Raw genomic sequence first — 25690 nt, 5'->3', positions numbered from 1 at the left:
TATGTATAAGATTGCAAAAGAAAATCTGGAAGCATTATTCCGGAAAATCGCTGAAAGCCAGGATCTGATCCTTCCGCTGAAAAAAGCCGGACAGACCAACTTCGGTCTGTGGAATGAGGAAGAAGAGGCAGATCTTGATACATTAAAAACAGTAAAATCCGGTAAGGACGCCTTTTTCCCGCAGAGTGAGACACTTTATACGGTTGTCCGCGATGGAAAGAAGCTGACTGTTGAGCCGGAGAAACTGAGAAACCGTCCGTTCGTTGTATTTGGCATGAAAGCCTGTGATGTAAAAGGTGTTGCAGTTCTGGACAAGGTTTTCCTTGCAGATCCTGTAGATACTTTTTATGCAGCAAGAAGAGATCATGGAACCATCGTTGCCCTGGCATGTCATGAGCCAGAGGAATCCTGTTTCTGTAAAGTATTCGGAACAGATGCAGCGGATCCGGCAGCAGACGCTGACAAAGTGGCAGATGTAGCTACATGGATGGTAGAGGGAAGCCTTTACTGGAAAGCACTCACAGAGAAAGGTGAGGCACTTACAGAGTCTGTAAAAGAACTGCTTACCCCGGCTGACAGTGAGCAGGCAAAAGTGGATGCTGAAAAAGAAGCAATCAGAGGCATTGTGGAAAAACTTCCATACACCCATCTTTCCCTGGAAGGCTGGGATGGAAATGCCACAGATGAGAAATTCAATTCTCCTGTTTGGGAGACCTTATATAAACCTTGTCTGGCATGTGGAACATGCACTTTCGTATGTCCGACCTGCCAGTGCTACGACATTAAGGATTATGATACAGGACACGGTGTGAAACGTTATCGTTGCTGGGATTCCTGTATGTATTCTGATTTCACGATGATGGCACATGGAAATAACCGTACCAGCCAGCTGCAGAGATTCCGTCAGAGATTCATGCACAAGCTTGTTTATTTCCCGGCGAATAATAACGGTATGTATTCCTGTGTAGGATGCGGCCGTTGCGTGGAAAAATGCCCGTCATCCCTGAACATTGTGAAGGTGATCAAGGCTTTTGAAAACCATGGAGGTGAAAAGTAATGAGCGAGTGTACCTGTCATAAAAATTATACTCTGGATACTCTGATCCCGCAGGTTGGCGTGATCACCGACATTCACGAGGAGACACCGGATGTAAAAACCTTCTGTGTAACAGCACCGGAAGGGGGAAAGCTTTTCGAACACATGCCTGGCCAGTGCGCAATGGTCTGCGCACCAGGTGTAAGCGAAGGTATGTTTTCCATTACTTCTTCTCCTACAAACAAAGAGTACCAGGAGTTCAGTATTAAAAAATGCGGCGAGCTGACTTCTTATCTCCACAGCCTTCAGGTGGGAGATGAGATCACAGTCCGTGGACCATACGGAAACCATTTCCCGGTGGAAGACAAGCTGAAAGGCAAAAATCTTCTGTTTATCGCCGGTGGTATCGGTCTTGCTCCGCTTCGTTCCGTGATCAACTATGTTCTTGATAACCGCGACGACTACGGCACAGTAGACATCCTCTACGGTTCCCGTTCCGCAGATGATCTTGTAAAATTAAAAGAGATCCAGGAAGTTTGGATGAACGCCAAAGACGTAAACGTCTACCTGACCATCGACCGCGAGCAGGAAGGCTGGGACGGCCACGTAGGTTTCGTACCAACCTACTTAAAAGAAATCGGCTTCGACACCAACAAAGTCGCATTAGTCTGCGGCCCGCCAATCATGATCAAATTCGTACTTCAGGGCCTTGAGGAGCTTGGTTTTACAAGAACCCAGGTTTACACAACACTGGAGCTTCGCATGAAGTGCGGTATTGGTAAATGCGGACGTTGCAACATTGGATCTAAATATGTCTGCAAAGACGGTCCGGTATTTAGAATGGACGAGATTGACCAGTTACCTGACGAGTACTAAGTAAACCCAAAAGTTTCAGTAAATACAAGGGGGATTTTTATGACATTGGCGGATACAGCTCATGGATCAGACTGGATACTCTGGGTCGTTTTTGCTGTCTTTGTAATTTTGACCATTGCTTTACTAAGTGGTCATGGCAGCAAATTTATTTCTGGTTATAACACTGCTTCAAAAGAAGAGAAAGCCAGATATGATGAGAAAAAGCTGTGCCGTGTATACGGAATTGGAATGGGCGTGATTGCTATTCTCCTTCTGATAACCGGACTATTTGAAATCTTTTTGCCATCCAGTTTTGTTTATGTGCTATTAGTTTTAATTGTCATAGATGTTGTAATTATTATTATCCTGAGTAACACAATTTGTAAGAGATAGAGTTAGACAATCAGAAGAAAGGAACTCCCAACATGGAAAATATGGTAAACGTATATTTCTTCGGTAAAAAATACACCGTACCAGCTGACCTGACCATTATGACGGCCATGGAATACGCCGGATATACCTTAAAACGCGGCTGTGGATGCCGTCACGGCTTCTGCGGAGCCTGCGCCACAATCTACAGAATCAAAGGAGACAACGAACTGAAAACCTGTCTTGCCTGTCAGACACAGGTACAGGAAGGCATGTATGTAGCAAGCATCCCATTTTTCCCTACAGACAAGAGACTCTACAACATCGAAGACCTTCAGCCAAACCAGCAGGTCATGATGGAGCTCTACCCGGAAATTTACAGCTGTATCGGCTGTAACGCATGTACAAAAGCATGTACCCAGGGCTTAAATGTAATGCAGTACATCGCATATGCACAGAGAGGCGAGCTTGAGAAATGCGCAGAAGAATCCTTTGACTGCGTAAGCTGCGGATGCTGTTCTGTAAGATGTCCGGCAGGTATCTCCCACCCGATGGTAGGTCTTCTTGCAAGACGTCTCACAGGAAAATACATTGCCCCTAAGAGTGAGCATCTTGAGAAACGTGTAGAAGAAATCCATGAAGGCAAATACGATGATCTGATCGAGCAGATCATGCAGAAACCGATCACAGACATGGAAGAACTTTATAACAACAGAGAAATTGAGAAATAAGGAGGGCGTAAAACCATGTATGCACCATATCCAGAAAACATGATGGAATCCATCAAAAAGGTAGAGGCTACAAGAGCACAGCGTATGGCAACAGAGCCAAGACGTCTGAGTGCTGATGAGAAAGACGCTCTTCTTAAAAAATTCCATCCAGATTATAACCCGGACGCATTTGCAGAAATCAAAGTAGGCCCGAACAAAGGACAGAAAGCTCCTCTGGAACTGGCTGAAATGCTTCACTCAACAAGCCGTCTGATGAACGAAAAAATCGACCTTACAAAAATTGATTATGATGTAGATGTACTTGTAATCGGCGGCGGCGGTGCAGGTTCTTCCTGTGCTATCGAGGCACACAATGCAGGCGCAAACGTTATGATCGTTACAAAGCTGCGTATCGGTGACGCCAATACCATGATGGCAGAAGGCGGAATCCAGGCAGCAGATAAAGAGAACGATTCCCCGGTACAGCATTACCTGGACTGCTTTGGCGGCGGACATTTTGCTGCAAAACCAGAGCTGGTAAAAAGACTTGTAATGGAAGCTCCGGATGCAATCAAATGGCTCAATGACCTTGGCGTTGAATTTGATAAAGCAGATGACGGAACCATGATCACTACACATGGCGGCGGAACTTCCAGAAAGAGAATGCACGCTGCAAAGGACTATTCCGGATCAGAAATCATGCGTACTATCCGAGATGAAGTCCTGAACCTTGGAATTCCGGTAGTGGAGTTTACTTCAGCTGTTGAGCTTCTGAAGGATGAAAAAGGACAGGTAGCAGGTGCTGTTCTTCTTAACATGGAGACCGGAGATTACTCCGTTGCAAGAGCAAAGACTGTTGTAATCGCAACTGGCGGTGCAGGAAGAATGCATTACCAGGGATTCCCAACCTCCAACCATTACGGTGCAACTGCAGATGGACTTGTACTTGGCTACAGAGCAGGTGCTTCCCTTCTTTATCAGGATTCCATCCAGTATCATCCGACAGGTGCCATCTATCCGTCACAGATCCTTGGAGCACTGGTAACAGAGAAGGTACGTTCCGTTGGTGCACAGCTGGTAAATGCAAACGGAGAAGCTTACATTCATCCACTGGAAACCCGTGACGTAAATGCTTCCGGTGTTATCCGTGAGTGTGAGGAAGGCCGCGGCGTAGAAGTTCCTGGCGGACTGAAAGGCGTATGGCTGGATACTCCGATGATCGAGATCCTGGGCGGCGAGGGAACCATCGAGAAGAGAATCCCGGCTATGTTCCGTATGTACATGAACTACGGTGTAGATATGAGAAAAGTCCCGATCGTGATCTACCCGACTCTTCACTACCAGAACGGTGGTCTGGAGATCAACGGAGACGGATTTACAAAAGAAATCCCGAACCTTTTAGTTGCAGGAGAAGCAGCAGGTGGAATCCACGGAAGAAACAGACTGATGGGCAACTCTCTTCTGGACGTGATCGTTTTCGGAAGAAATGCTGGTAAAAAGGCAGCTGCAAAATGCAAAGAGGTAGAGCTTGGAAAAATGAACCTGGATCATATCTACGCATATGAGAAAGAATTAAAAGCGGCAGGTGCAGAAACAGATAAGGTATCCCCATTACTGCTTCCAAACTACGCCCGTCACGAGCAGAGATAATGAAATAACTGCTTCCGGTATCGCCAGGGAATTGCCGGTGCCGGAGGCATTTGCTATAATGAAAAAAGAACATACCGCCTGCAGGCGATATCATTATTAAAGAAGGGAGCTTACCCAAATGCGTGAAGTAGAAGTAAGCAGACTTACAGACGTGATCGAGAAACTCTGTATCGAAGCAAATGAACATCTTCCGGAAGACGTAAAATGCGCCATCAAAACATGCCGCGCATGCGAAGACGGAGAGATTGCCAAGGGCATCCTTGACAATATTATTGAGAATTTTGACATTGCGGATAATGAGAATGTGCCGATCTGCCAGGATACAGGAATGGCATGTGTTTTCCTTGAAATCGGACAGGATGTACACTTTGTTGGTGGAGACCTTACCGATGCAATTAATGAAGGCGTACGCCGCGGATACACAAACGGCTATCTTCGTAAATCCGTTGTAAAAGATCCGGTACGCCGTGGAAACACTGGTGACAATACACCGGCTATGATCTACACAGAAATCGTTCCTGGTGACCAGGTTAAGATCACAGTTGGCCCGAAAGGCTTTGGAAGTGAGAACATGAGTATGATCCGCATGTTCAAGCCGTCTGCAGGACTTCAGGGAATCAAGGATTTCATTCTGGAAGTAGTAGAAACAGCTGGACCGAACCCATGCCCGCCTATGGTAGTTGGCGTTGGAATCGGCGGAACCTTTGACAAATGTGCCCTTCTTGCCAAGAAAGCACTGATGCGTCCGCTGGATTCCCACAACCCGGATCCATTCTACGCAGACCTGGAATATGAAATGCTGAAAAAAGTAAACCAGCTTGGAATCGGACCACAGGGCTTTGGCGGAAAGACCACAGCCATCGGCCTGAACATTGAAACAATGCCTACACATATTGCGGGAATGCCATGTGCAGTCAACATCAACTGCCACGTTACCCGTCATAAAACGGAGGTGATCTGATCATGGAAAGAAGACATATTACACTGCCTCTGACAGAAGAACTGGCAAAAACCCTTCACGCAGGAGATCAGGTTCTCCTTACCGGAACCATTTACACATCCCGTGACGCAGGCCACAAGCGTATGTGTGAAGCCCTTGCAAAGGGAGAAAAAATCCCATTTGATCCAACAGATGCAACTATTTATTATGTAGGACCAACTCCTGCAAAACCAGGACAGGTTATCGGTTCCGCAGGCCCGACCACCAGCGGCCGTATGGATGCCTACGCACCAACCATGATGTCCGTAGGAGCCCGCGGCATGATCGGCAAGGGAGCCCGCCTTCCTGAAGTTGTAGAAGCTATGAAAAAATATCACGGTGTTTACTTCGGAGCCATCGGCGGCGCCGGCGCCCTTCTTGCCAAATGCATCAAAAAAGCTGAACTTATCGCTTACGAAGATCTTGGCGCCGAAGCCCTCCGTAAACTTTACGTAGAAGACATGCCACTTGTTGTTATTATCGACAGCGAAGGCAACAACCTCTATGAAGAGGGAAGAAAAGAGTATCTGGAAGCACACAAAGCAGACTGATTGGCGGTTTTGTCTTAGGTATATAAGATATATATACTCCATATATCAAATTAGGTGTTTACAGGATCCAATGTTTATTCTATAATTTGAGGATATGTATGGATAAGAAAGACAAAAGATGAAAGAAGGAGCTTATTATGGACCATCATAGAAGGGTACAGACCTCAGAAGCATTCATAAACAGTGCATTTCTTGCAGTGTCAGGAGGATTTCAGGATGCCTATACCTACTTTACTCGCGACGGCGTATTTTCCAACGCCCAGACCGGAAACGTGGTACTGATGAGTGAGCGGTTTATGAACGGTGAAGTGAAGGCAGGCCTGCATTACCTGATCCCCCTGTCCGCATTCTTCCTTGGAGTTTTGTTAGCGGAATGCATCCAGGACAAATTCCGCTACGCCAAACGCCTTCACTGGCGCCAGGGAATTCTTCTGGTAGAAATCATCCTGCTGTTTCTGGTAGGCTTCATCCCAGGAAACCTGAACGTACTAGCCACCACCCTGGTATCCTTTTCCTGCGCCCTTCAGGTGCAGACCTTCCGAAAAGTAGAAGGAAACGCCTACGCCAGCACTATGTGCATCGGAAACTTAAGGAGCGGTACCGCAGCCCTTTCCGCCTACATGCGGGAAAGAAAGCCGCGTCTGCTTCACCAGGCATCATGCTACTTCGCCATCATCCTCTTGTTCGCCATCGGCGCAGGAGTTGGCGGCAGACTTTCCCTGGCCTACGGTGTAAGAGCCATCTGGGTATCCAGCATCCTGCTTCTCATCAGCTTCCTCTTAATGTTCATCGAGGAGATTGAAGAAGCAGAACATCACTGGCAGTAAAAGAACGGCTTCTATCAGAAACATAAAAAATACAGAATTTACAAAACGGAATCTTCAGAGATGCAATGTCTTAGCGAAATCACATTGCCCGGATGGAGGTTCCGTTTTTTCATGTACAGAGGGCAGGCGTAAGTGCCTGCACCAGTCTCTCATGGTGACTTCCACATTTTATTTTTACACAAAAAATATGGAATGGAAATAGACATTTTTGGTCAGTAAATGTATAATAAAAGAAAACTTTTGCAAGGCGTGTTGGGAATTACAGTACATACAACGATCACCACCGGAATGTGGCGGATCGAATACAATGAAAAGGGAGAATTGTCCAGGTGCATCTGGTCAGAAGCGTTCCGGGAAATTCTGGGATATGATTTAAGAGATGTACTGGCTACAGCTGTCTATAACAATCCCTTTATTTTGCGGAAACTGACTTTACTTCGAACAGAAGATGGTTCCGTAGATTATGAGTGCAGATTTATAAATAAAGACGGTCATGCAGGCAATCTGCTTGTTCACAGTGAGGCAATCACAAATCCTCAGGGGGAACGCGTGTCTTATACCACTTTTCTGGATATTACAGAGAATAAACAGCTTCAGTCCATCAACGATACACTGGAAAATCAGAACCATGTGATCAGCGGACTTTCCAGAGAGTACTCCGCTGTATGGTATATTACCAACAACGGCAGAACCAGTGTGAAATTTCAAAATAACGGACAAATCGGTGTGGCTGGTGAGGCAAGATTTTCTGATAAAAAAGAAATTGACTACAGCGTAGGCATGCAGGAGTATATTGACCATTACATCTGTGAAGACATCCGGGAAGAATTTGCCCAGAAGGTTGCTTACGAAACGGTCCAGCAGGAAATCCGGAAGCAGCCTGTTTACAGTGTAACCTACAGAAGTGCTTATCAGGGAAAAGAAGAATATTTCCAGGCAAACTTCACGGCTACAGATGGCGGGGAAAGCAATGATTTCGTAGTTGGTTTTAAGAATGTCAACGATATGATGCTTGCGGAAATGCAGAAAAACGAGGCTCTTGCTACAGCCCTTGCAGCAGCAGAGCACGCCAACCGGGCCAAGACCCAGTTCCTCAACAACATGTCCCATACATCCGTACCCCTATGAACGCCATCATAGGTTTTACCTCCCTGGCTGGCTCCCACATTGACAATAAAGAACTGCTGAAAGAGTATCTGAAGAAGATTGGAACTTCAAGTGAGCATCTTCTTTCCCTGATCAATGATGTGCTGGATATGAGCCGCATTGAGAGCGGAAAAGTAAAGATTGACGAAAATCCCCTTCATCTGCCGGAACTGCTGAATGATATCCGAACCATCATCCAGCCTACAGTCAGCTCCAAGCAGCTGGATTTCCTCATTGATACCGTAGATGTGGTGGATGAGGATATTATTGCAGACAAGCTGAGATTAACCCAGGTTCTTTTGAACATTCTGGGAAATGGCGTGAAATTTAATAAAACCGGCGGCATGCTCAGTTTAAGGATCAAACAGGAGAAAAAGTGGTATATCAGAAAATAGAAAAGCTTCAGGGACTGAAAGTTCTGGTTGCAGATGACGATACAGATACCTGCATCAGCATTTCCAAGATGCTTACAGAGATCGGTATGCGCTCCGAGTGGACTGTCTCCGGAAAAGAGGCTGTGATCCGGGCTAAGCTTGCCACGGAGATCGGGGATGAATTCCATCATCATCCTTACCGCCTATGACTGGTCAGACGTGGAGGAAGAGGCAAAAGAAGCGGGGGTTACCGCTTTTTGTTCCAAGCCATTGTTTATGTCTGAGCTTAGGAACATATTGTCCCAGCCGGTTCTGGTAAAGGAGGAAGAAAAGAAGGAAGATTTTGATTGTACCGGAAAGAAGATCCTTCTGGTGGAGGACAATGAACTGAACCAGGAAATTGCACAGACCATTCTGGAAGATGCCGGTTTTTCAGTAGAGACTGCCAATGATGGTGTGATCGCCGTAGAAAAAATAAGACAGGCGAAAAATAGGGATTATGATCTGATCTTAATGGACATCCAGATGCCGATCATGAATGGTTACGAAGCCACAAGGGAGATCCGCTCCCTGAAGTCTGAACTGACTACCATCCCGATCATCGCCATGACTGCCAACGCCTTTGGGGAAGACCGTGAAAAGGCCCTGGCCAGCGGCATGAACGGCCACCTGGCCAAACCTGTGAACCCGGATACTCTGGTGAAGATGATACAGAAAGTTATGAAATAAAACAAAAGAAGCATATATTGTGCTATAGAGAAAGAGTGGGGCTGATTACCTTTTGAATCACAGCCTCACTCTTCATTTTTCGCGACCGTCGAGCCAAAGTCCGTGCTTGCATGAGACCTTGGCGTTTGCTGCGATAATGAGAAAAAATCGCAGAGCTTGTTTGCGCGTTGATATTTATGGGACAGGTGAATTTTACCCCATACTTGTACGCGACCTTGGCATTTGTCTCATTTAAGATAAAATCCCAGTAGATTGTAAAAACAGAATAAACATCATAACCGGCGCAACGAAGCGGATCATGACACGGTATAATTTCTTTCTCCGGAACTTATCTCCGCTTCGTTCCATCTCGTCAATGACATAATCCGGCGTTACGATCCAGCCAATGAGAATAGTGGAAAGCAGTGCAATGAAAGGCATCATAACACTGTTGCTGATGTAATCCATAATGTCAAGAAGCTGTCCAACAGAACCGTTTGGAAGCTTTACTTCCACATAGAAAATGCTGTATCCCAAAGCGATGACAGCAGAAGCGGCAAGGTAGATTGCAGATAAAACCAGGACTGTTTTCTTGCGGCTGGTATGGAAAATTTCCATGCAGTTTGCGGTGATGGATTCCAGTACGGAAATACAGGAAGACAAGGTCGCAAAAATAGCAGTCACGAAAAACAGGATTCCTACGAAGGTACCAGCTTTTCCCATAGCGGAAAATACCTTTGGCAGGGAAATGAACATCAGGCTTGGTCCAGCCCCCATTCCCTCTGTACCGGAAAATACATATACAGCCGGAATGATCATGGCACCTGCAAGAAAGGCAACGCCGGTATCAAAAATTTCGATCTGGTTGATCGCTTTGTTTAAGTTTACCTCAGGTTTTACATAAGAACCGTAGGTGATCATAATTCCCATGGACACGCTGAGTGAGAAAAATAACTGGCTCATGGCATCCAGCAGGATCTGCAAAAAGCGCTGCACCGTCAGTCCACGAAAGTCCGGTGTCAGGTAGTAAAGAAATCCCTGCCATCCTGTATGCACCTGACCAGAAGCATCTGTATGAGAAAGTGTCAGCGAGTAAACTGCAATCACCACAACCAGAACCAGCAGGATGGGCATCATCCATTTGGATACCTTTTCGATGCCTTTTTCCACGCCATTGTACACGATGAAAGCAGTGACACCCATGAACAGCAGTGCAAAGATCACCGGTGAAGTGGAAGAGGTGATAAAGGATGTAAAATAGTCATCTGCGGCAGCGGCCTGTGCCTGTCCGGTTACATATACCACTGCATATTTGGTGATCCATCCGCCGATCACCGCGTAATAGGTCATGATCAGTACTGGTACCAGGAAGGTAAGGATGCCCAGGAACTTCCACTTAGGACGCATCTGGGTATAGGCTCCGATGGCACTCTTCTGTGTGCGCCGTCCGATGGCAATATCAGAGGTGAGAAGGGTAAATCCGAAGGTTAATACCAGGATCAGATAGACAATTAAAAATAAGCCGCCTCCATCTTTTGCGGCAAGATATGGGAATCGCCAAAGATTTCCCACTCCCACAGCACTTCCGGCTGCGGCCAGGACAAAACCAAGCTGCCCTGAAAAATGATTCGATTTCTTTTCCATTACATTTGTTTCCCCCTTAATGTTGTAAGAATATGATAACATATGGTAAGATAATAGTAAAACAAATACGCAGATTTTTTCTGAATACACCGAGTTGATAACTTGTAAATTAAGGACATAAATGTTAAAGTAGAGGCATAAATGTTTGGGAAAGGAGGCATACCGCAATATGAAACCGGTTATTTCGATTGGAAATCAGGACTTTGGTTCTATTAGAGAAAATAGGTATTTCTATGTGGACAAGACTGATTTTATCCGCGAATGGTGGGAAAACGGAGATGTGGTAACTTTGATCACCAGACCGCGCCGTTTTGGAAAAACTTTGAATATGAGTATGCTGGAATACTTCTTTTCTAATCAGTACGCCGGATATGGCAGATATTTTGAGAATCTGCATATCTGGGCGAATGAGAAATATCGGGAATTGCAGGGAAGCTATCCTGTTATTTTTATCAGCTTTGCCTCTGTAAAAGGAAAAACATATGAGGACTCCAGAATGGGAATCATACAGGTTCTGATGGACTTGTATGCAAAGTATGATTTTTTAAGAACATCTTCTGCATTAAATAAAAAAGAAAAGGCATATCTGGATTATATAAAAGAAGATGTTTCTGATTCTGTGGCAGGGCTTGCACTTTATCGGCTTGCGCTATGTCTGACGAAACATTATGACCGAAAAGTCCTTATTTTTCTGGATGAATATGACACTCCTCTTCAGGAAGCCTATGTAAATGGATATTGGAACGAATTAACAGCGTTTTTGCGCGGGCTTTTTAACTCAGCTTTTAAGACGAATCCATATCTGGAAAGAGGAATCCTCACAGGAATTACCAGAATATCCAAGGAATCCATTTTTTCAGATCTGAATAATCTGGAAATCGTTACAACAGGTTCGCGGAAATATGAGACTACTTTTGGTTTTACTGAGGAAGAAGTGGAACAGATTCTGACAGAATTTAATTGTGCAGACAAGCTGGAACAGATTCGATACTGGTATGATGGCTTTCATTTTGGCAGCCGCACAGATATCTATAATCCGTGGTCCATTACCAAGTTTCTGGATACCGGGAAGTTTGAGAATTTCTGGGCCAACACCAGCTCGAACAGTCTGGTTGGCAAACTGATCCAGGAAGGTTCCCCGGATATTAAAATCGAAATGGAAGATCTTCTTGCAGGAAAAACGATTGCATCTCCAATAGAAGAGGAACTGGTATTTGATCAGCTTCAGGAAAGCGATTGTGCAGTCTGGAGTCTGCTTTTGGCCTCCGGCTATTTGAAAGCGGACCATATTCCGGAAAATGGAGAAGAAGTATATCTGCTTTCTATTACCAACCATGAAGTGCGAAATATGTTCCGAAAAATGATTCGCAGCTGGTTCCAGAAATCCAATGTACGTTATAATGATTTTATTAAGGCACTGTTGGCTGATGATGTAGATTACATGAATGAATACATGAACCAGATTTCCCTCCAGACGTTCAGCTCTTTTGACACAGGAAAAAAGACCTCAGAAGAAGCTGAACCAGAACGATTTTATCATGGATTCGTGCTTGGACTGATTGTAGACCTTGGTGGAAGATATCTGATAACTTCCAACCGTGAAAGTGGCCTTGGCAGGTATGATGTAGTTCTGGAGCCTACGGATAAGAAGGAAAATGCCTATATATTTGAATTTAAAGTCCGGCAGGCTGTGAAGGAGAAAACCCTGGAAGATACAGTGGAAAACGCTTTAAACCAGATTAAAAATAAAAGATATGATCAGGATTTGAAATCCCGGGGGATTCCAGAAGAGAATATCCATCATTACGGATTTGCCTTTGAGGGGAAAAAAGTACTGATCAGAAAGGATGTATAACACAAATGAGACAATGTATGGATTCCGAAAACCTGCATCGCAGGTTGAAAAAAATAATCGGCCAGGTACAGGCCATTGACCGTATGATCGACGAGGACGTTCCCTGTGAGGACGTGCTCTCCCAGATCAACGCTGCCAAATCTGCCCTCCACGGCTGCGGAAAAGTGGTGTTAGAAGGCCACATCAAGCACTGTGTCCGCGATGGCATCGAACACGGTGACGCGGATAAAACTATTGAGAGCTTTACGAAAGCTGTGGAACGTTTTTCCAATATGAGCTAAGGACGGCTTGAAAAACCTCAATGTGCGTTTGATTTCGTTATTTTTACCCGAATTTAACATGGACAGATGAATGTAAAAAATCACGGTGAAGAGCCGTGATTTTTTTTGCCTGAATTTAACATCCATTTGACACAACTAAGATTGTTAAGGAGACCTGAAAAATTTTATAATACCATTGTGTCAGGGAGCGGCTGGAGTTACTGGCTGGAAGGCACAGTAACCCATCTGCAGCAGGATGGAAAGAGGAGAATATATTTTTATGCATCACGATCTTGCATCAATGATAAAAGAAAAGAAATTATTCCTTTTGGATATTGACGGAACAGTAGCACTTGGAAGTGAAATTCTACCGGGCGCCGCAGACTTTCTCCGAACAGTGAGAGACAGCGGCGGAATGCTCCGTTTCCTTACAAATAATTCTTCCAAAGCAGCAGAAGATTATGTAGGGCAATTCCGGGAATGGGGAATTGAGACAACTGAAAAAGAGTTTGTTACAGCAGGAACCTACGCCAGAGATTTTCTGAAAAAATACTATAGAAACGAGAAAATACTGGTAGCAGCCACAGAGACTTATTGTAAAGAATTAGAAAAAGCAGGACTGAATATTACCTGCCAGGCCGGGGAGGATGTGGACTGTGTGCTTTGTGCTTACGATACAGAGCTGACTTACGAAAAGCTGGTTCAGGTATGCCGGCAGCTTACCAAGACAAAGGTTCCCTGGTTTGCCACAAACCCGGATCTTCGCTGTCCCATTGATTTCGGAATGGTTCCGGACTGTGGATCCATCTGCAAAATGATCACCGCCTCCGTTGGAAGAGAACCGGAATACATCGGCAAACCGGCACCTGGAATGGTGTACGCCTGTCTGGAAGAGACCGGCTGCACTCCTAAGCAGACACTTCTCATCGGGGACCGGATCTACACAGATATGGAATGCGGCAAAAGGGCTGGAATCGATAGCTGTCTGGTACTGACCGGGGAAGGCACAGCAGAAGAGTGGAAAAATGGTTTCCAGTGCCCGTCGCTGGGAAAACTGGCAGGGTATCTGATGTAGAAAACTAATCAGCAGAACATTTGCTGTATAAGTGAAGATAGATATCAGATCAACGGTTCCGCTTTACCACAATAGAAGGAGAGGAAAAGAATAACAACATGTCGGAAATAATGCTAAAAGACATCTGCAAAAGCTACGAAAATGGCTTCCACGCAGTCAATGAATTTAATCTGGAAATAGAAAAAGGCGAGTTTATTGTATTTGTCGGTCCATCTGGCTGTGGAAAATCCACAACCCTTCGAATGATTGCCGGTCTGGAGGATATCTCAGACGGAGAACTGTGGATCGGAGACAGGCTGGTCAATTATCTGGAGCCAAAAGAGAGAGACCTGGCAATGGTTTTCCAGAGCTACGCTCTTTATCCCCAGATGAACGTATATGACAACATTGCATTTTCCTTACAGGTAAGAAAAGTGCCAAAAAAAGAAATTAACGAGAAGGTTCACAAGGTAGCCGGACTTCTGGGACTTGAAAATCTTCTGAAACAAAGACCGAAGAACCTTTCCGGCGGACAGCGCCAGCGTGTTGCAATCGGAAATGCCATTATCCGGGAACCGAAGGTGCTTCTCATGGATGAGCCCCTTTCCAATCTGGATGCCAAGCTTCGTACCCAGATGCGCGTGGAACTGGCAAACATCCATAAATCCCTTGGAAATACCATTATCTACGTAACACACGACCAGACAGAGGCCATGACATTAGGCGACCGGATCGTGGTTATGAACCATGGTCTGATCCAGCAGGCAGACACCCCACAGAGCCTTTATGAATATCCTGTAAACCGTTTCGTGGCAGGCTTCATCGGTTCTCCATCCATGAACTTCCTCCAGGCCCGTGTCTGGGAAGAAAAGAATGAAAAGGTGTTTGAACTGGAAGAGGACGCAGCCATTACTATTCCGGATTTCCTGTGGAAGCCCCTTCGGAAAAAGGGATACTTTGGAAAAAATATCGAGCTGGGTATCCGCCCGGAGCATTTCCTGGAAAAGCCTGCATCCGGCGATGTATTCAGCGAGTGGAAAATCGAAGTAACTGTCACCGCCAGAGAACTTCTTGGAGCAGAGGTGATCCTGCATTTCAGTTACATGGGCCAGGACTGCTGCGCAAAGGTTTCCGGAGACAGTACCCTGGATAAAGGGGATAAAGTAACACTCTGGATCGATATGGAGCGCATCTGTATGTTTGACATGGGAAATCAGAAAAACATACTGCTGTGTGAGCCGTAACCGAAACTCACAGCCATAGATACAGAGGTTTATCATAACACAAAAAGGAAGGAAGTTTATTTCATGAAAAAGTTAAAAAACGCAGGTGCCTACTGGTACCTGGTGCCAAGTTTCCTTATTTTTGGAATCTTCCTGTTTTTTCCGTTTTTCAAAACTTTATATTTAAGTCTTTTTAAAACGAATAAAATGGGACAGGCAAAATTATTTGTAGGACTGGGAAATTATCAGGAGCTGCTTCAGTCTTCCTCATTTTGGAACAGTCTTACCGTAACCCTGATCTTTGTTGTGATCGTAGTAGCGGTCAGCATGTTTCTTGGACTGGTTACCGCCATGCTTTGCAACAAAACATTTCCTGGAATCCGTTTTTTCAGTACAGCGTATGCCCTGCCAATGGCAATTGCTTCCAGTTCAGCCGCAATGGTTTTCAAGATCATGCTTCACCCTTCTGTTGGAATTATCAACAAGATTTTTAATCTGGATATCAACTGGGTCAGTGATCCGAAATATGCGCTGATCTGTGTGGCAGTTCTCACAGCATGGCTGAACACCGGAATCAATTTCCTGTATTTTTCCGCAGGTCTCAGCAACATTGATGAAACCATTTACGAGCGAGCTTCTGTAGACGGGGCAAGTGCTTTCCAGCAATTTTACCGCCTTACACTTCCCGGTCTGGCACCTATGATGTTCTATACCCTGGTAGTAAACATTATCCAGGCCTTCCAGTCCTTTGGACAGGTAAAGATCCTGACTGAGGGAGGCCCTGGAGAGTCTACCAACCTGATCGTATATTCTATTTACCGGGATGCATTCTTTAATTACCGTTTCGGAAGTGCTGCAGCCCAGTCAGTGGTACTGTTCCTGATCGTGCTGGTACTCACACTGATCATGTTTAAGATTGAGAAAAAAGGAGTGAAATACTAATGTCACAGACCATCAGCATTACCACTGAAAAAGAAAAACAAATGGCACTGGAACGCCAGAAGTTCCAGGAAACAAAGGCAAAAATGCTGGCCCAGCAGAAATATAAAAGAGCAGCGAAAACAGCCGGACACATTGCACTGAATATTGTAGTGACATTTATTGTCCTGGCACCGCTTTTATATGCCATCAGCATTGCATTCATGCCATCTGGTGAGCTTTTTACCATGGAAATGAACATTCTGCCAAAGAATCCAACCCTGGAAAACTTTATCCAGGCCTTACATAAAGTTCCCCTTGTACGTTTTGTAGTGAACTCTTTTCTGGTAGCAGGCCTGATCACCTTCGGGCAGATCATTTCCTGCTCCCTGGCAGCCTTTTCCTTCTCCTTTCTGGATTTCAAGGGAAAAAATGTGCTGTTCATGCTGGTAATGGCAACCATGATGATTCCCGGAGAGGCGACCATCATTTCCAATTACCTGACTGTCAGCAGCTGGCACTGGCTGGATTCCTACAAGGTACTGATCATTCCGTATCTGACTTCTGCAATGGGAATTTTCCTGTTCAGACAGTTTTACCTTAGCTTCCCGATCTCCCTTTATGAGTCGGCGAAGATCGACGGCTGCTCCAATCTGCGCTTTATCTGGCAGATCCTGATGCCGCTGACAAAATCAGCAATGGGAGCTATGGCGGTTTACACCTTTATCAATGCATGGAACATGTATATGTGGCCGCTGCTTGTAACCGGATCCGACAAAATGCGTACTGTCCAGATCGGTATCGGTATGCTGGACAGCGTGGACTCCCAGTCTATCACCCTGATGATCGCTGGTGTTGTCCTGATCATCCTTCCGTCCATTTCCATATTTATTGCAGGACAGAAGCAGCTGATCCGTGGTATGTTCTCAGGTGCCGTAAAAGGCTGAGAAATAGATGTTACTGTTTACGAGAAAATATGGACTGTGGTGTGAATCAGTCAATGTGTTTGTTGTAAACGGCAGCAAAAAGATGAAAACTGAATAGAGAAGAAAAAAATCGAAGAGAGACGAAAGAGGTAGAAGATGAAAAGAAAATTACTTACCTTAGTAACCGCAGCAACCTTACTTGGAAGTGTTTTACCAGTGAACTGCATGGCAGCAGCCGCAGATATCCCGGAAGGAACTACCATCTCATTCTGGCACGCAATGGGCGGTGTAAATGGTGAGGCACTTGATTATCTGGTAAATAAATTTAACGAAGAAAATGAATTTGGAATTACTGTAGATTCCCAGTATCAGGGTTCCTACGACGACGCCATCAACAAACTGAAAAGTGCACAGCTTGGAAACATGGGCGCAGATCTGGTACAGGTTTATGATATTGGAACACGATTCATGATCGATTCCGGCTGGGTGATTCCAATGCAGGATATGATTGATGCAGAAGGATACGATGTATCTGATCTGGAGGCAAACATTACGGCATATTACACGGTTGATGATGAGTTATATTCCATGCCGTTTAACTCCTCCACACCGATCCTGTATTACAACAAGGATATGTTTGATGCAGCAGGCATCACTGAGATTCCCACAAGCCTGGAGGGGATTGCCGGTATCTCAGATGACCTTGTAAACAAAGGCGGCGCAGGGGAAGCCTTATCTATGGGAATTTACGGATGGTTCTTCGAGCAGTTTATGTGCAAACAGGGACTGGAATATGTAGACAACGGAAACGGACGTGAGGGCGCCGCTACAAAAGTGGTATTTGATGAGAATGGCGGAGCGTTGAACATTTTAAATGAGTGGAAATCCCTTTATGATGCAGGCTATGCACCAAATGTAGGACGGGGCGGGGATTCTGGTCTGGCTGATTTTTCTGCTGGAAAAGCAGCTATGACATTAGGCTCTACTGCTTCCCTGAAACAGATCCTTCAGGATGTAAATGGTTCCTTTGAGGTTGGTACTGCATACTTCCCATCTATTACAGATGGAGATCAGGGCGGTGTTTCCATCGGCGGTGCTTCCCTGTGGATGCTTGACAACCAGGATGAGGCAAAGAAAGCTGCAACCTGGGAATTCGTAAAATTCCTTGTATCTGCAGAATCCCAGGCATACTGGAATGCACAGACCGGTTATTTCCCAGTTACCACAGCTGCACATGACGAGCCGGTATTCAAAGACAACATTGCACAGTATCCGCAGTTCCAGACCGCAATCGACCAGCTTCATGACTCTGCGCCGGAGTATGCAGGCGCTCTTCTCAGCGTTTTCCCGGAGGCACGTTCTATTGTAGAAACTGAGATCGAGAACATGCTGAACGGCAATGAGACAGCAGAAGAGGCAGTGGAGAAGATGGCTTCTGATATGAATAAGTCTATTGAGGAATACAACCTATTAAATGAGTAATCTTATTCGAAAAATGTATAATAGGTGATAAAACACGAGCAGGGGACGGCACAGCTGGTTCCCTGTTCATGTTATTATTTACGAGGGAAACACGCTAAGGTACAGGTTTGCACGAAATATCTTTTGAAATTTGTATGGAGTGTTTTTATAGTTGATAACAGCTAGGAGCAGTAGTTTTTAGAACTATTGAGATGTTTATTTAAGATTTTTCAGGCAAAGAAATGGAAAGGAAATTTGAAAGATGGAAAAAGTAAGAGAAACAAAAGTATGGGCACACAGAGGTGCCAGCGGTTACAGACCTGAAAACACCATGGAGGCCTTTGAGCTTGCCATAAGACAGGGAGCTGACGGTATTGAGCTTGATGTACATACAAGTGCAGACGGCCAGCTGATCGTTATTCATGATGAAACCGTAGACCGTGTTACAGATGGAACCGGTCTTGTAGGAGAAAAAACACTGAAAGCGTTGAAAGAACTGAAAGTCAGTACATCCGCTGAGCCAGAAGGAATCTACAGAATCCCGACTCTTCAGGAGGTATTGGACCTGATGCGCACCACCGATATGATGGTGAATATCGAACTGAAAAACAGCATCTGTTTTTACCCGGGAATGGAAGAAAAGGTTCTGAAAGCAGTGAAAGAGATGAAAATGGAAGAGCAGTTGATTTATTCTTCCTTCAATCATTACAGCCTGTTAAAAATGAAACAGCTTGACAGCCAGGTACAGACTGGTATTCTTTTCAGTGATGGCTGGGTAAATCCTGCCATGTATGCAAAAAAACTGGGGATTAACGCAGTCCATCCTGCCGTTTATCATCTGAAATACCCTCAGTTCCGCGAAGAAGTAAAACGCGCCGGCCTGAAAATGCATGTCTGGACCGCCGATAAGCCGGAACATATCCAGCTTGTAAAAGAAGCCGGAGCCGAAGCTGTGATCACGGATTATCCGGATAGAGTGATTGCGTTGGTATAAAAATTTCGGTTTGAAAAATAAAACAGATTGTGCTATACTCCTTATGAAACAAGTTTCATAAGGAGTGCTTTTTATGGCAAGTATAAGAGATGTAGCAAAAGAAGCTGGTGTGGCAAGCTGTACAGTTTCAAGAGTATTAAATGGAACGGCAAAGGTAGCACCAGAAACTCAGAAAAAAATAGAAGACGCAATGAAAAAATTAAACTATGTGCCCAATGAACTGGCGCGTGGAATGTTCAAGGGAAAATCAAACACCATTGCCATGCTGGTACCAAATATCCAGCATCCCTGGTTTTCTTCCTTGGCCTCAGCAATTGAGCGGATTTTATATAAACAGGGGTACAAACTTATGCTGTTCAGCACGGATGATAAGAAAGACAGGGAAAAAGAGTGTTTTCAGACCCTGAAATCAAACATCGTGGATGGAATTATTTGCGGAACATCAACCATGTCGGCTTCCGAGTACAAAAAAGTGGAAAAGCCAATGGTTATGTTAGACTATAAGGTGGGAGAACATTTTCCTGTTATTGTATCAGATCATGCTATGGGAGCAGAACTGGCTGCAAAGGAGTTTATAAATAGTGGCTGTCATTATGTGATCCATATATCGGGAAATCGAAGGGATAAGAATATTATGTCTTTCCAAAGTCACGAAGTACTGGATCAAAAACTAAAGGAAGCAGGAATAAGATCCAGAAGAGTTGAGATTTGTTGGAACGATTTTGATTTCAGCGGTTATTTTGAACTTGCAAAATGTATTCTTGAAGAGTATCCGGATGTGGACGGTGTCATGGCAGCAGATATTCCGGCAACTGCTTTTTTGAAAGCAGCCCTTGCAATTGGAAAAAAACTTCCCGAGGACCTGGCAATTGTGGCGTATGATGGAACCTTTGTGACGAAAACCTGCACCACACAGATGACCACCATCTGTCAGCCCTATGAAGAGATTGCACAAAAAGCAGTGGAGTATCTGATGAAGGGATTACATCAGGAAATGAAAATAGAGCAGTCTCCAGGTGAAATTATTTTGCCTGTAAAGCTGGAAAAGGGAATAACCACGAAATAAAAAGAAGAGGCTTTCTGAAATGTAAAAATATTATGAGAAAATATATTTTTCAGTTCAGAAAGCTCTTTTTTTTTATAAAAAAAGTCCTTGACGAAACATGTTTCATACGATATTGTATAGCCATGAATGAAACATGTTTCACACGATCGAAACTATCACTTTTAAGAAAAGATTATTATGAGGAGGAAGAAATGAGAAAAAAATTATTCAGCGCAGTATTGATTTCAGCTATGACAATGGGATTATTAGCAGGATGCGGTTCAGATGATGGATCTGACCAAGTACAGACTGCAGAGAGTAACGAAGCTGCACAGACAGAGACTACACAGACATCAAGCAGTGGTAAGACAAAGATCCGTGTTTATATCGGAGGTGACAACGCAGATCTAAATGCTCAGCTTGTAGATGAATTTAATGCACAGAGCACAGATGCAGAAGCAGAAATTGTTACATTGACAGATGGACAGAGTGGATATCAAATGCTTACCGTTATGTATAATTCAAACAGTGCACCAAATGTATTTTTCTTGGAATCTGGTGATGTGAATAAGCTTCAGGATAAGCTGGCAGATCTGTCCGATATGGAATGTATCAAGAATGCATCTGAGGGAACTTTGGATGACGTAACTTATGATGAGAAAATCCTTGGAGTTCCGGTGAAAACACAGGCATATGGAATTATCTATAATAAGACAACCCTTTCCAAGCTGCTTGGTGATGACTTTGATGTAGACAGTATTCAATCACTAGATGACTTCACAAATGTATGTGACGAATTGGAGAAAAAAGATGTTGCACCTACGGTGATCAGCCCATATAACTGGTCTCTCGGAAATCACTATTTTAACATGGTATATTCCGGACAGGATGACCCGGATGCATTTGTAACATCCCTGAAAGAGGGAACTGCAGATCTGGTCAATAATGATGTGTTCAATAGTTATATGGATACTTTTGATACATTGATGAAGTACAATTATTATAAAGATAATCCGTTGGAAGATGTTGCAGATGAGGCTGTGAAGCAGTCACAGACATTATATACTGAGCAATCCGTATTCTGGTTCCAGGGCAGCTGGGAATCAAGTGTGATCCGTCAGCTGGATACAGAAAATGAGTATGGATTTATTCCGGTTCCGCTGGCATCTGAAGATGAGAACAATTACGGAAAAATCTGTTCACTTGTACCAGGGTATTTCTGTGTAGACACAGCTTGTGCTACAGAGGAACAACAGGCAGCAGCTAAAGAATTTATTGAGTTTGCAACCCAGTCCGAAGAAGGACAGCAGTATGTGGTGGATGATGGAAATATTCCGGCATATACAAATAACGATAAAGAGATGACAGAGAGCCTTGTAAAATCTGCATATGAATATATCGCAGATGGCAATTCTTTACCTATGTATACGAAATATCCAGTAGATCATTATGAAAAAGTAGGAAACCTGATGCAGCAGTACTTAGCTGGTGAAATAGACCGTGAAGGACTGGCTTCCGGAATTGAGGAATACTGGAAGGGACAGGAATAGAGCTTGATGAGAAGAGGGAAACTATGAAGAGTAAGAGAGCAAGAAATATAAGAAGATTTATCTGTTTTGCAGGACCGGCACTTTTCTTTTTCTTTGCAATTATAGGTGCAGCATTTGTAAGTGGTGTACAGTTAAGCTTTACAGACTGGAACGGATTATCTGATTCCTACCAGTTTGTAGGGCTTCAGAACTTCATCAATGCCTTTAAGGATACAGAATTTATCACATCGCTATTAAAGACATTTCAGTATGTTTTATTCGTAGTTGTGATTACCAATATTGTAGCTTTTTTCATTGCATATGAACTTACAAGAGGAATCAAGGCACAGGGCGTTTTCCGCGTAGGATTCTTTACACCAAACCTGATCGGTGGAGTTGTATTAGGACTTATCTGGAAATTTGTTTTTTCCACAGCACTTCCCACTATTGGGAACCTGTTAAATATAGATTTTTTACAGAAAAATCTGTTAAGTCAGCCTGGTACAGCTTTTGGCTCACTGATTGCAGTTGCCGTATGGCAGTTAGCAGGTTATCTGATGCTGATTTATATGGCTGGAATCGTTGGACTTCCAAAGGATGTGTTGGAAGCCGCCAGGCTGGATGGTTCAACTGGTCTGAAAGAATTGCGCTACATCATCATGCCACTGATCATGCCATCTATCACAGTTTGCGGATTCATGTCAATTAAAGCTGCATTTATGGCATATGATGTAAATATGTCACTGACAAATGGCGGACCTTTTGCTTCTACAAAGCTTGTTGCAATGCAGGTATATGAAAGGGCATTTACATCCCAGCAGTATGGAGTAGGACAGGCAGAGGCATTGATTCTGTTCGCAATTGTTGTAGTGATCACTTTGACACAGGTTGGACTATCCAAGAGTAAGGAGGTTGAAGCGTAATGAAAAAGAATATGAAAAAAAGCAATATCAGCCAACCGCTCATTTATGTATTGTTTTCCATTTTGCTGGTTATCTTTCTGGTCCCCTTTTTCCTTGTTCTGTTAAACAGCTTTAAGGGAAATAAAGAAATTATATTAGATCCGCTGGCATTACCGGAAAAGCTTAATATTGCAGGTTATATGAAAGCTTTTTCTGCAATGAATTACCTGCAGACATTCCGTAATTCCTTGATCATCACGGTATTAAGTATTGTTTTAATCATTTTATTTGCAGTGATGTGTGCCTATTTCTTTGCACGAAACAACTGGAAAATTAACAGGATCCTGTTTATGATCATGGTTGCATCTATGATCATTCCGTTCCAGACGATCATGATTCCAATTGTAAAGAACTTTTCTGCAATTAATGCCGTAGATAATATTTTTATGGTGGTTGTATTTTACATAGGGGCACATATTTCCATGGCAGTATTTATGCTTCAGGGATTTATAAAAAATATTCCGGTGGAACTGGATGAGGCTGCCAGAATCGACGGATGCAGTGAGTTTCAGATTTTGTTTAAGATTATTTTTCCCTTATTGAAACCTATTATTTCTACAGTGGCAGTGCTGGATATTCTGGCAATCTGGAATGATTTCCTGCTTCCATATATCCTGCTTCAGAGCAACAAATTAAAAACATTGCCGCTTATGACATATTCTTTCTTTGGGCAATATTCTGTAGATTATTCACTGGTGTGTTCCGGACTGATCATGTCAATCCTTCCGGTTATCATTATTTACGCATTTTTGCAGAAACAGATCATTGATGGTGTGGTTGCAGGTGCTATTAAGTAAGAGAGGTGCAGTAAGATTATGAAAGAAAAGTGGTGGAAAAATACAGTTGTATATCAGATTTACCCCAAAAGCTTTCAAGATACCAATGGGGATGGAATCGGAGATCTGAGGGGGATTATTCGGAGACTGGATTATATAGAAAAACTTGGAGCTGACACCATCTGGTTATGTCCTATTAATGTATCCCCAATGATGGATAATGGTTACGATATTGCGGATTATTATAATGTAGATCCAAGTTTTGGAACCAATGAAGATCTGGAAGAACTGGTGGAAGAGGCGAAAAAGCGGGGAATAAAAGTATTGATGGATCTGGTGGTAAACCACTGCTCCAATGAACATGAGTGGTTCAAGGCAGCAGTGAAAGATCCGGAGAGTAAATATGCTTCTTATTTTATCATAGAAGAGACTGCTGGAAAAGAACCGAACAATATGCGATGCTACAATGCCACAAGTGCTTGGGAGCGAATTAGGGACAGCAATCGTTTTTACTTCCATTCTTTTTCCAAGGAGCAGCCGGATCTGAATTGGGAAAATCCAGAGCTTCGAAAAGAAATCATTGAGATGATGAAATTCTGGCAGAAAAAAGGAATTGCCGGATTCCGGATTGATGCAATTGGAAATATCAAGAAATCCAGGGAGGCATTGGAACAAAAGCCGATCCCCGCAGATGGCTCAGACGGCATGGCGTCTATGGAAAATCATGTGCTGATGCAGGACGGAATTGAAGATTATCTTCAGGAGCTAAAGGAAGAAGTATTCGACAAATATGATATGATGACCGTTGCTGAGGTTGGAGTACCGGAAGAGAAAATGGAGCGCTTTATTGGGGAAGACGGGCTTTTTTCCATGGTATTTGACTTCACCTACACAGACATGGATATTGAGAAACGAAACGGAAAAGAATGGAAAAGACAGTGGTCTGTAAAGGAACTGAAGGAACGGATTTTTAAGAGTCAGGCAGCAATCCAGAAGCATGGCTGGGGAAGTCCTTATCTGGAAAATCATGATCAGCCCCGTTCCGTCGACAAATATGTTCCGAAAGCGGAGATTGGTTATGAAAGCAAGACTGCACTTGGCGCGTTGTATTTCTTCCTGCGTGGAACCCCCTTTATTTATCAGGGACAGGAAATAGGAATGGAGAATTATCCATTTAAAGATGCCAGTGAACTTCGGGATCCATTTGCAATTGACCGCTATGAGCAGAGCATAAAAGATGGGGAAGACACGGGAAAAGACATGGAATATTTCCGCGCAAGGGGCAGAGACAACAGCAGAACTCCTATGCAGTGGGATGATTCTTCTTATGCTGGTTTTTCAGAGAAAGAGCCGTGGATTTCCGTAAATCCAAATTATAAAGCAATTAATGTAAAGTCTCAGGTTGAAGAACAGCATAGTGTATATCATTTTTACCAAAAAATGGTGAGCCTGCGTAAAGATCCAGAATATGGAGGAACACTGACATTTGGCGATTTTGAAGCAATTGAAACAGAAAAGGGCACGTTGATTGGTTATAGAAGAACCGATGAAAAATATGAGATTACAGTCTGGATAAATTTCTGCAATGAGACAAGCGACCTGCCAGAGGCAGCAGAGGAGAAGCATATTTTGCTGAATAATAGAACAGAAGTATTAACAGGTAAATTATTACCATATCAGACAATTATGACGGTGAAAGAAAAACAGAATAAATAATGCAAAAAACGGAATCTTTGAAGGGGGATTCCGTTTTTCGCATGAGGATAATTGGGGGAAATTATCCTTAAGTAATAAAGTAAAAAATAGATAAAAATAAATATAGTACTTGTAAATCAGCAC

26 protein-coding genes are annotated in these 25690 nt (G+C 43.8%); 25 read left to right on the top strand and 1 reads right to left on the bottom strand.

What is annotated here, in order from left to right; genetic code table 11:
* Position 1: 1 nt before the first annotated feature.
* The 12 genes from ACTQWB_RS10810 (at position 2) to ACTQWB_RS10755 (ending at position 9225) form a co-directional block, all read left to right on the top strand.
* On the top strand, positions 2-1057 hold the full coding sequence (locus ACTQWB_RS10810; protein WP_441501611.1) for a 4Fe-4S dicluster domain-containing protein: 1056 nt from the start codon (positions 2-4) through the stop codon (positions 1055-1057).
* A complete protein-coding gene (locus tag ACTQWB_RS10805; RefSeq protein ID WP_441482525.1) occupies positions 1057-1911 on the top strand; it encodes an FAD/NAD(P)-binding protein in 855 nt (284 codons plus the stop codon). The genes ACTQWB_RS10810 and ACTQWB_RS10805 overlap by 1 nt, the downstream gene beginning before the upstream one ends.
* Positions 1912-1950: 39 nt before the next feature.
* Positions 1951-2283 (top strand): DUF3784 domain-containing protein, encoded by a 333-nt coding sequence (locus tag ACTQWB_RS10800; protein ID WP_313719266.1) that lies wholly within the window; start codon positions 1951-1953, stop codon positions 2281-2283.
* Between the two features lie 32 nt (positions 2284-2315).
* On the top strand, positions 2316-2990 hold the full coding sequence (locus tag ACTQWB_RS10795; protein ID WP_118578143.1) for a 2Fe-2S iron-sulfur cluster-binding protein: 675 nt from the start codon (positions 2316-2318) through the stop codon (positions 2988-2990).
* A 15-nt stretch (positions 2991-3005) separates the two neighbouring features.
* On the top strand, positions 3006-4619 hold the full coding sequence (locus tag ACTQWB_RS10790; protein ID WP_441501612.1) for an FAD-dependent oxidoreductase: 1614 nt from the start codon (positions 3006-3008) through the stop codon (positions 4617-4619).
* A 118-nt stretch (positions 4620-4737) separates the two neighbouring features.
* Positions 4738-5580: a fumarate hydratase gene (locus ACTQWB_RS10785; protein ID WP_441501613.1), complete on the top strand. Its 843-nt coding sequence runs from the start codon at positions 4738-4740 to the stop codon at positions 5578-5580.
* Between the two features lie 2 nt (positions 5581-5582).
* Positions 5583-6149: a Fe-S-containing hydro-lyase gene (locus ACTQWB_RS10780; RefSeq protein WP_441482521.1), complete on the top strand. Its 567-nt coding sequence runs from the start codon at positions 5583-5585 to the stop codon at positions 6147-6149.
* 137 nt (positions 6150-6286) lie between these two features.
* Positions 6287-6976, top strand: coding sequence for a YoaK family protein (locus tag ACTQWB_RS10775; RefSeq protein ID WP_441482520.1), 690 nt, complete (start codon positions 6287-6289; stop codon positions 6974-6976).
* Between the two features lie 252 nt (positions 6977-7228).
* Positions 7229-8104: a hypothetical protein gene (locus ACTQWB_RS10770; protein WP_441501614.1), complete on the top strand. Its 876-nt coding sequence runs from the start codon at positions 7229-7231 to the stop codon at positions 8102-8104.
* Complete coding sequence (locus ACTQWB_RS10765) at positions 8101-8517, top strand: sensor histidine kinase (protein ID WP_441501615.1); 417 nt, start codon at positions 8101-8103, stop codon at positions 8515-8517. The genes ACTQWB_RS10770 and ACTQWB_RS10765 overlap by 4 nt, the downstream gene beginning before the upstream one ends.
* A complete protein-coding gene (locus ACTQWB_RS10760; RefSeq protein ID WP_441482517.1) occupies positions 8499-8705 on the top strand; it encodes a hypothetical protein in 207 nt (68 codons plus the stop codon). The genes ACTQWB_RS10765 and ACTQWB_RS10760 overlap by 19 nt, the downstream gene beginning before the upstream one ends.
* The gene (locus tag ACTQWB_RS10755; RefSeq protein WP_441482516.1) at positions 8674-9225 is read left to right on the top strand and encodes a response regulator; all 552 of its coding nucleotides are present in this window, start codon (positions 8674-8676) and stop codon (positions 9223-9225) included. Before ACTQWB_RS10760 ends, ACTQWB_RS10755 begins: the two co-directional genes overlap by 32 nt.
* Before the next feature lie 231 nt (positions 9226-9456).
* Here ACTQWB_RS10755 and ACTQWB_RS10750 read toward each other — a convergent pair whose 3' ends face one another.
* Positions 9457-10848 carry a sodium-dependent transporter gene (locus tag ACTQWB_RS10750; RefSeq protein ID WP_441501616.1) on the bottom strand — a complete coding sequence of 464 codons (1392 nt, stop codon included), beginning with the start codon at positions 10846-10848 and terminating at the stop codon, positions 9457-9459.
* Between the two features lie 169 nt (positions 10849-11017).
* Between ACTQWB_RS10750 and ACTQWB_RS10745 the strand changes: the two genes are divergently transcribed.
* The 13 genes from ACTQWB_RS10745 (at position 11018) to ACTQWB_RS10685 (ending at position 25567) form a co-directional block, all read left to right on the top strand.
* Positions 11018-12703, top strand: a complete 1686-nt coding sequence (locus tag ACTQWB_RS10745; RefSeq protein ID WP_441482514.1) for an AAA family ATPase — start codon at positions 11018-11020, stop codon at positions 12701-12703.
* A gap of 5 nt (positions 12704-12708) precedes the next feature.
* Positions 12709-12984: a metal-sensing transcriptional repressor gene (locus ACTQWB_RS10740; RefSeq protein WP_295278943.1), complete on the top strand. Its 276-nt coding sequence runs from the start codon at positions 12709-12711 to the stop codon at positions 12982-12984.
* 259 nt (positions 12985-13243) lie between these two features.
* On the top strand, positions 13244-14038 hold the full coding sequence (locus tag ACTQWB_RS10735) for an HAD-IIA family hydrolase (protein ID WP_342978925.1): 795 nt from the start codon (positions 13244-13246) through the stop codon (positions 14036-14038).
* Positions 14039-14136: 98 nt separating this feature from the next.
* Entirely contained in the window at positions 14137-15261 is a 1125-nt protein-coding gene (locus tag ACTQWB_RS10730) for an ABC transporter ATP-binding protein (RefSeq protein WP_441482513.1), read from the top strand.
* Positions 15262-15324: 63 nt separating this feature from the next.
* The gene (locus tag ACTQWB_RS10725) at positions 15325-16182 is read left to right on the top strand and encodes a carbohydrate ABC transporter permease (protein ID WP_342978927.1); all 858 of its coding nucleotides are present in this window, start codon (positions 15325-15327) and stop codon (positions 16180-16182) included.
* A complete protein-coding gene (locus tag ACTQWB_RS10720) occupies positions 16182-17105 on the top strand; it encodes a carbohydrate ABC transporter permease (protein WP_342978929.1) in 924 nt (307 codons plus the stop codon). Before ACTQWB_RS10725 ends, ACTQWB_RS10720 begins: the two co-directional genes overlap by 1 nt.
* Positions 17106-17240: 135 nt before the next feature.
* Positions 17241-18566, top strand: coding sequence for an ABC transporter substrate-binding protein (locus ACTQWB_RS10715; RefSeq protein ID WP_441482512.1), 1326 nt, complete (start codon positions 17241-17243; stop codon positions 18564-18566).
* Between the two features lie 241 nt (positions 18567-18807).
* Positions 18808-19539 carry a glycerophosphodiester phosphodiesterase gene (locus ACTQWB_RS10710; protein WP_441501617.1) on the top strand — a complete coding sequence of 244 codons (732 nt, stop codon included), beginning with the start codon at positions 18808-18810 and terminating at the stop codon, positions 19537-19539.
* Positions 19540-19612: 73 nt separating this feature from the next.
* On the top strand, positions 19613-20605 hold the full coding sequence (locus ACTQWB_RS10705; RefSeq protein WP_441482510.1) for a LacI family DNA-binding transcriptional regulator: 993 nt from the start codon (positions 19613-19615) through the stop codon (positions 20603-20605).
* A 191-nt stretch (positions 20606-20796) separates the two neighbouring features.
* Complete coding sequence (locus ACTQWB_RS10700; RefSeq protein WP_441501618.1) at positions 20797-22134, top strand: ABC transporter substrate-binding protein; 1338 nt, start codon at positions 20797-20799, stop codon at positions 22132-22134.
* A 23-nt stretch (positions 22135-22157) separates the two neighbouring features.
* Complete coding sequence (locus ACTQWB_RS10695; RefSeq protein ID WP_441482508.1) at positions 22158-23036, top strand: carbohydrate ABC transporter permease; 879 nt, start codon at positions 22158-22160, stop codon at positions 23034-23036.
* Positions 23036-23872 (top strand): carbohydrate ABC transporter permease, encoded by an 837-nt coding sequence (locus tag ACTQWB_RS10690; protein ID WP_441482507.1) that lies wholly within the window; start codon positions 23036-23038, stop codon positions 23870-23872. Before ACTQWB_RS10695 ends, ACTQWB_RS10690 begins: the two co-directional genes overlap by 1 nt.
* A gap of 18 nt (positions 23873-23890) precedes the next feature.
* On the top strand, positions 23891-25567 hold the full coding sequence (locus ACTQWB_RS10685; RefSeq protein WP_441482506.1) for an alpha-glucosidase: 1677 nt from the start codon (positions 23891-23893) through the stop codon (positions 25565-25567).
* The last annotated feature ends 123 nt before the right edge of the window (positions 25568-25690 follow it).

This window comes from Blautia sp. HCP3S3_H10_2, assembly GCF_052122375.1.
In the GTDB taxonomy this organism is placed as follows: Bacteria; Bacillota; Clostridia; order Lachnospirales; family Lachnospiraceae; genus Blautia_A.
Note: the sequence above shows the minus strand (reverse complement) of the source record. Positions and strands in the feature narration are given on the sequence as shown.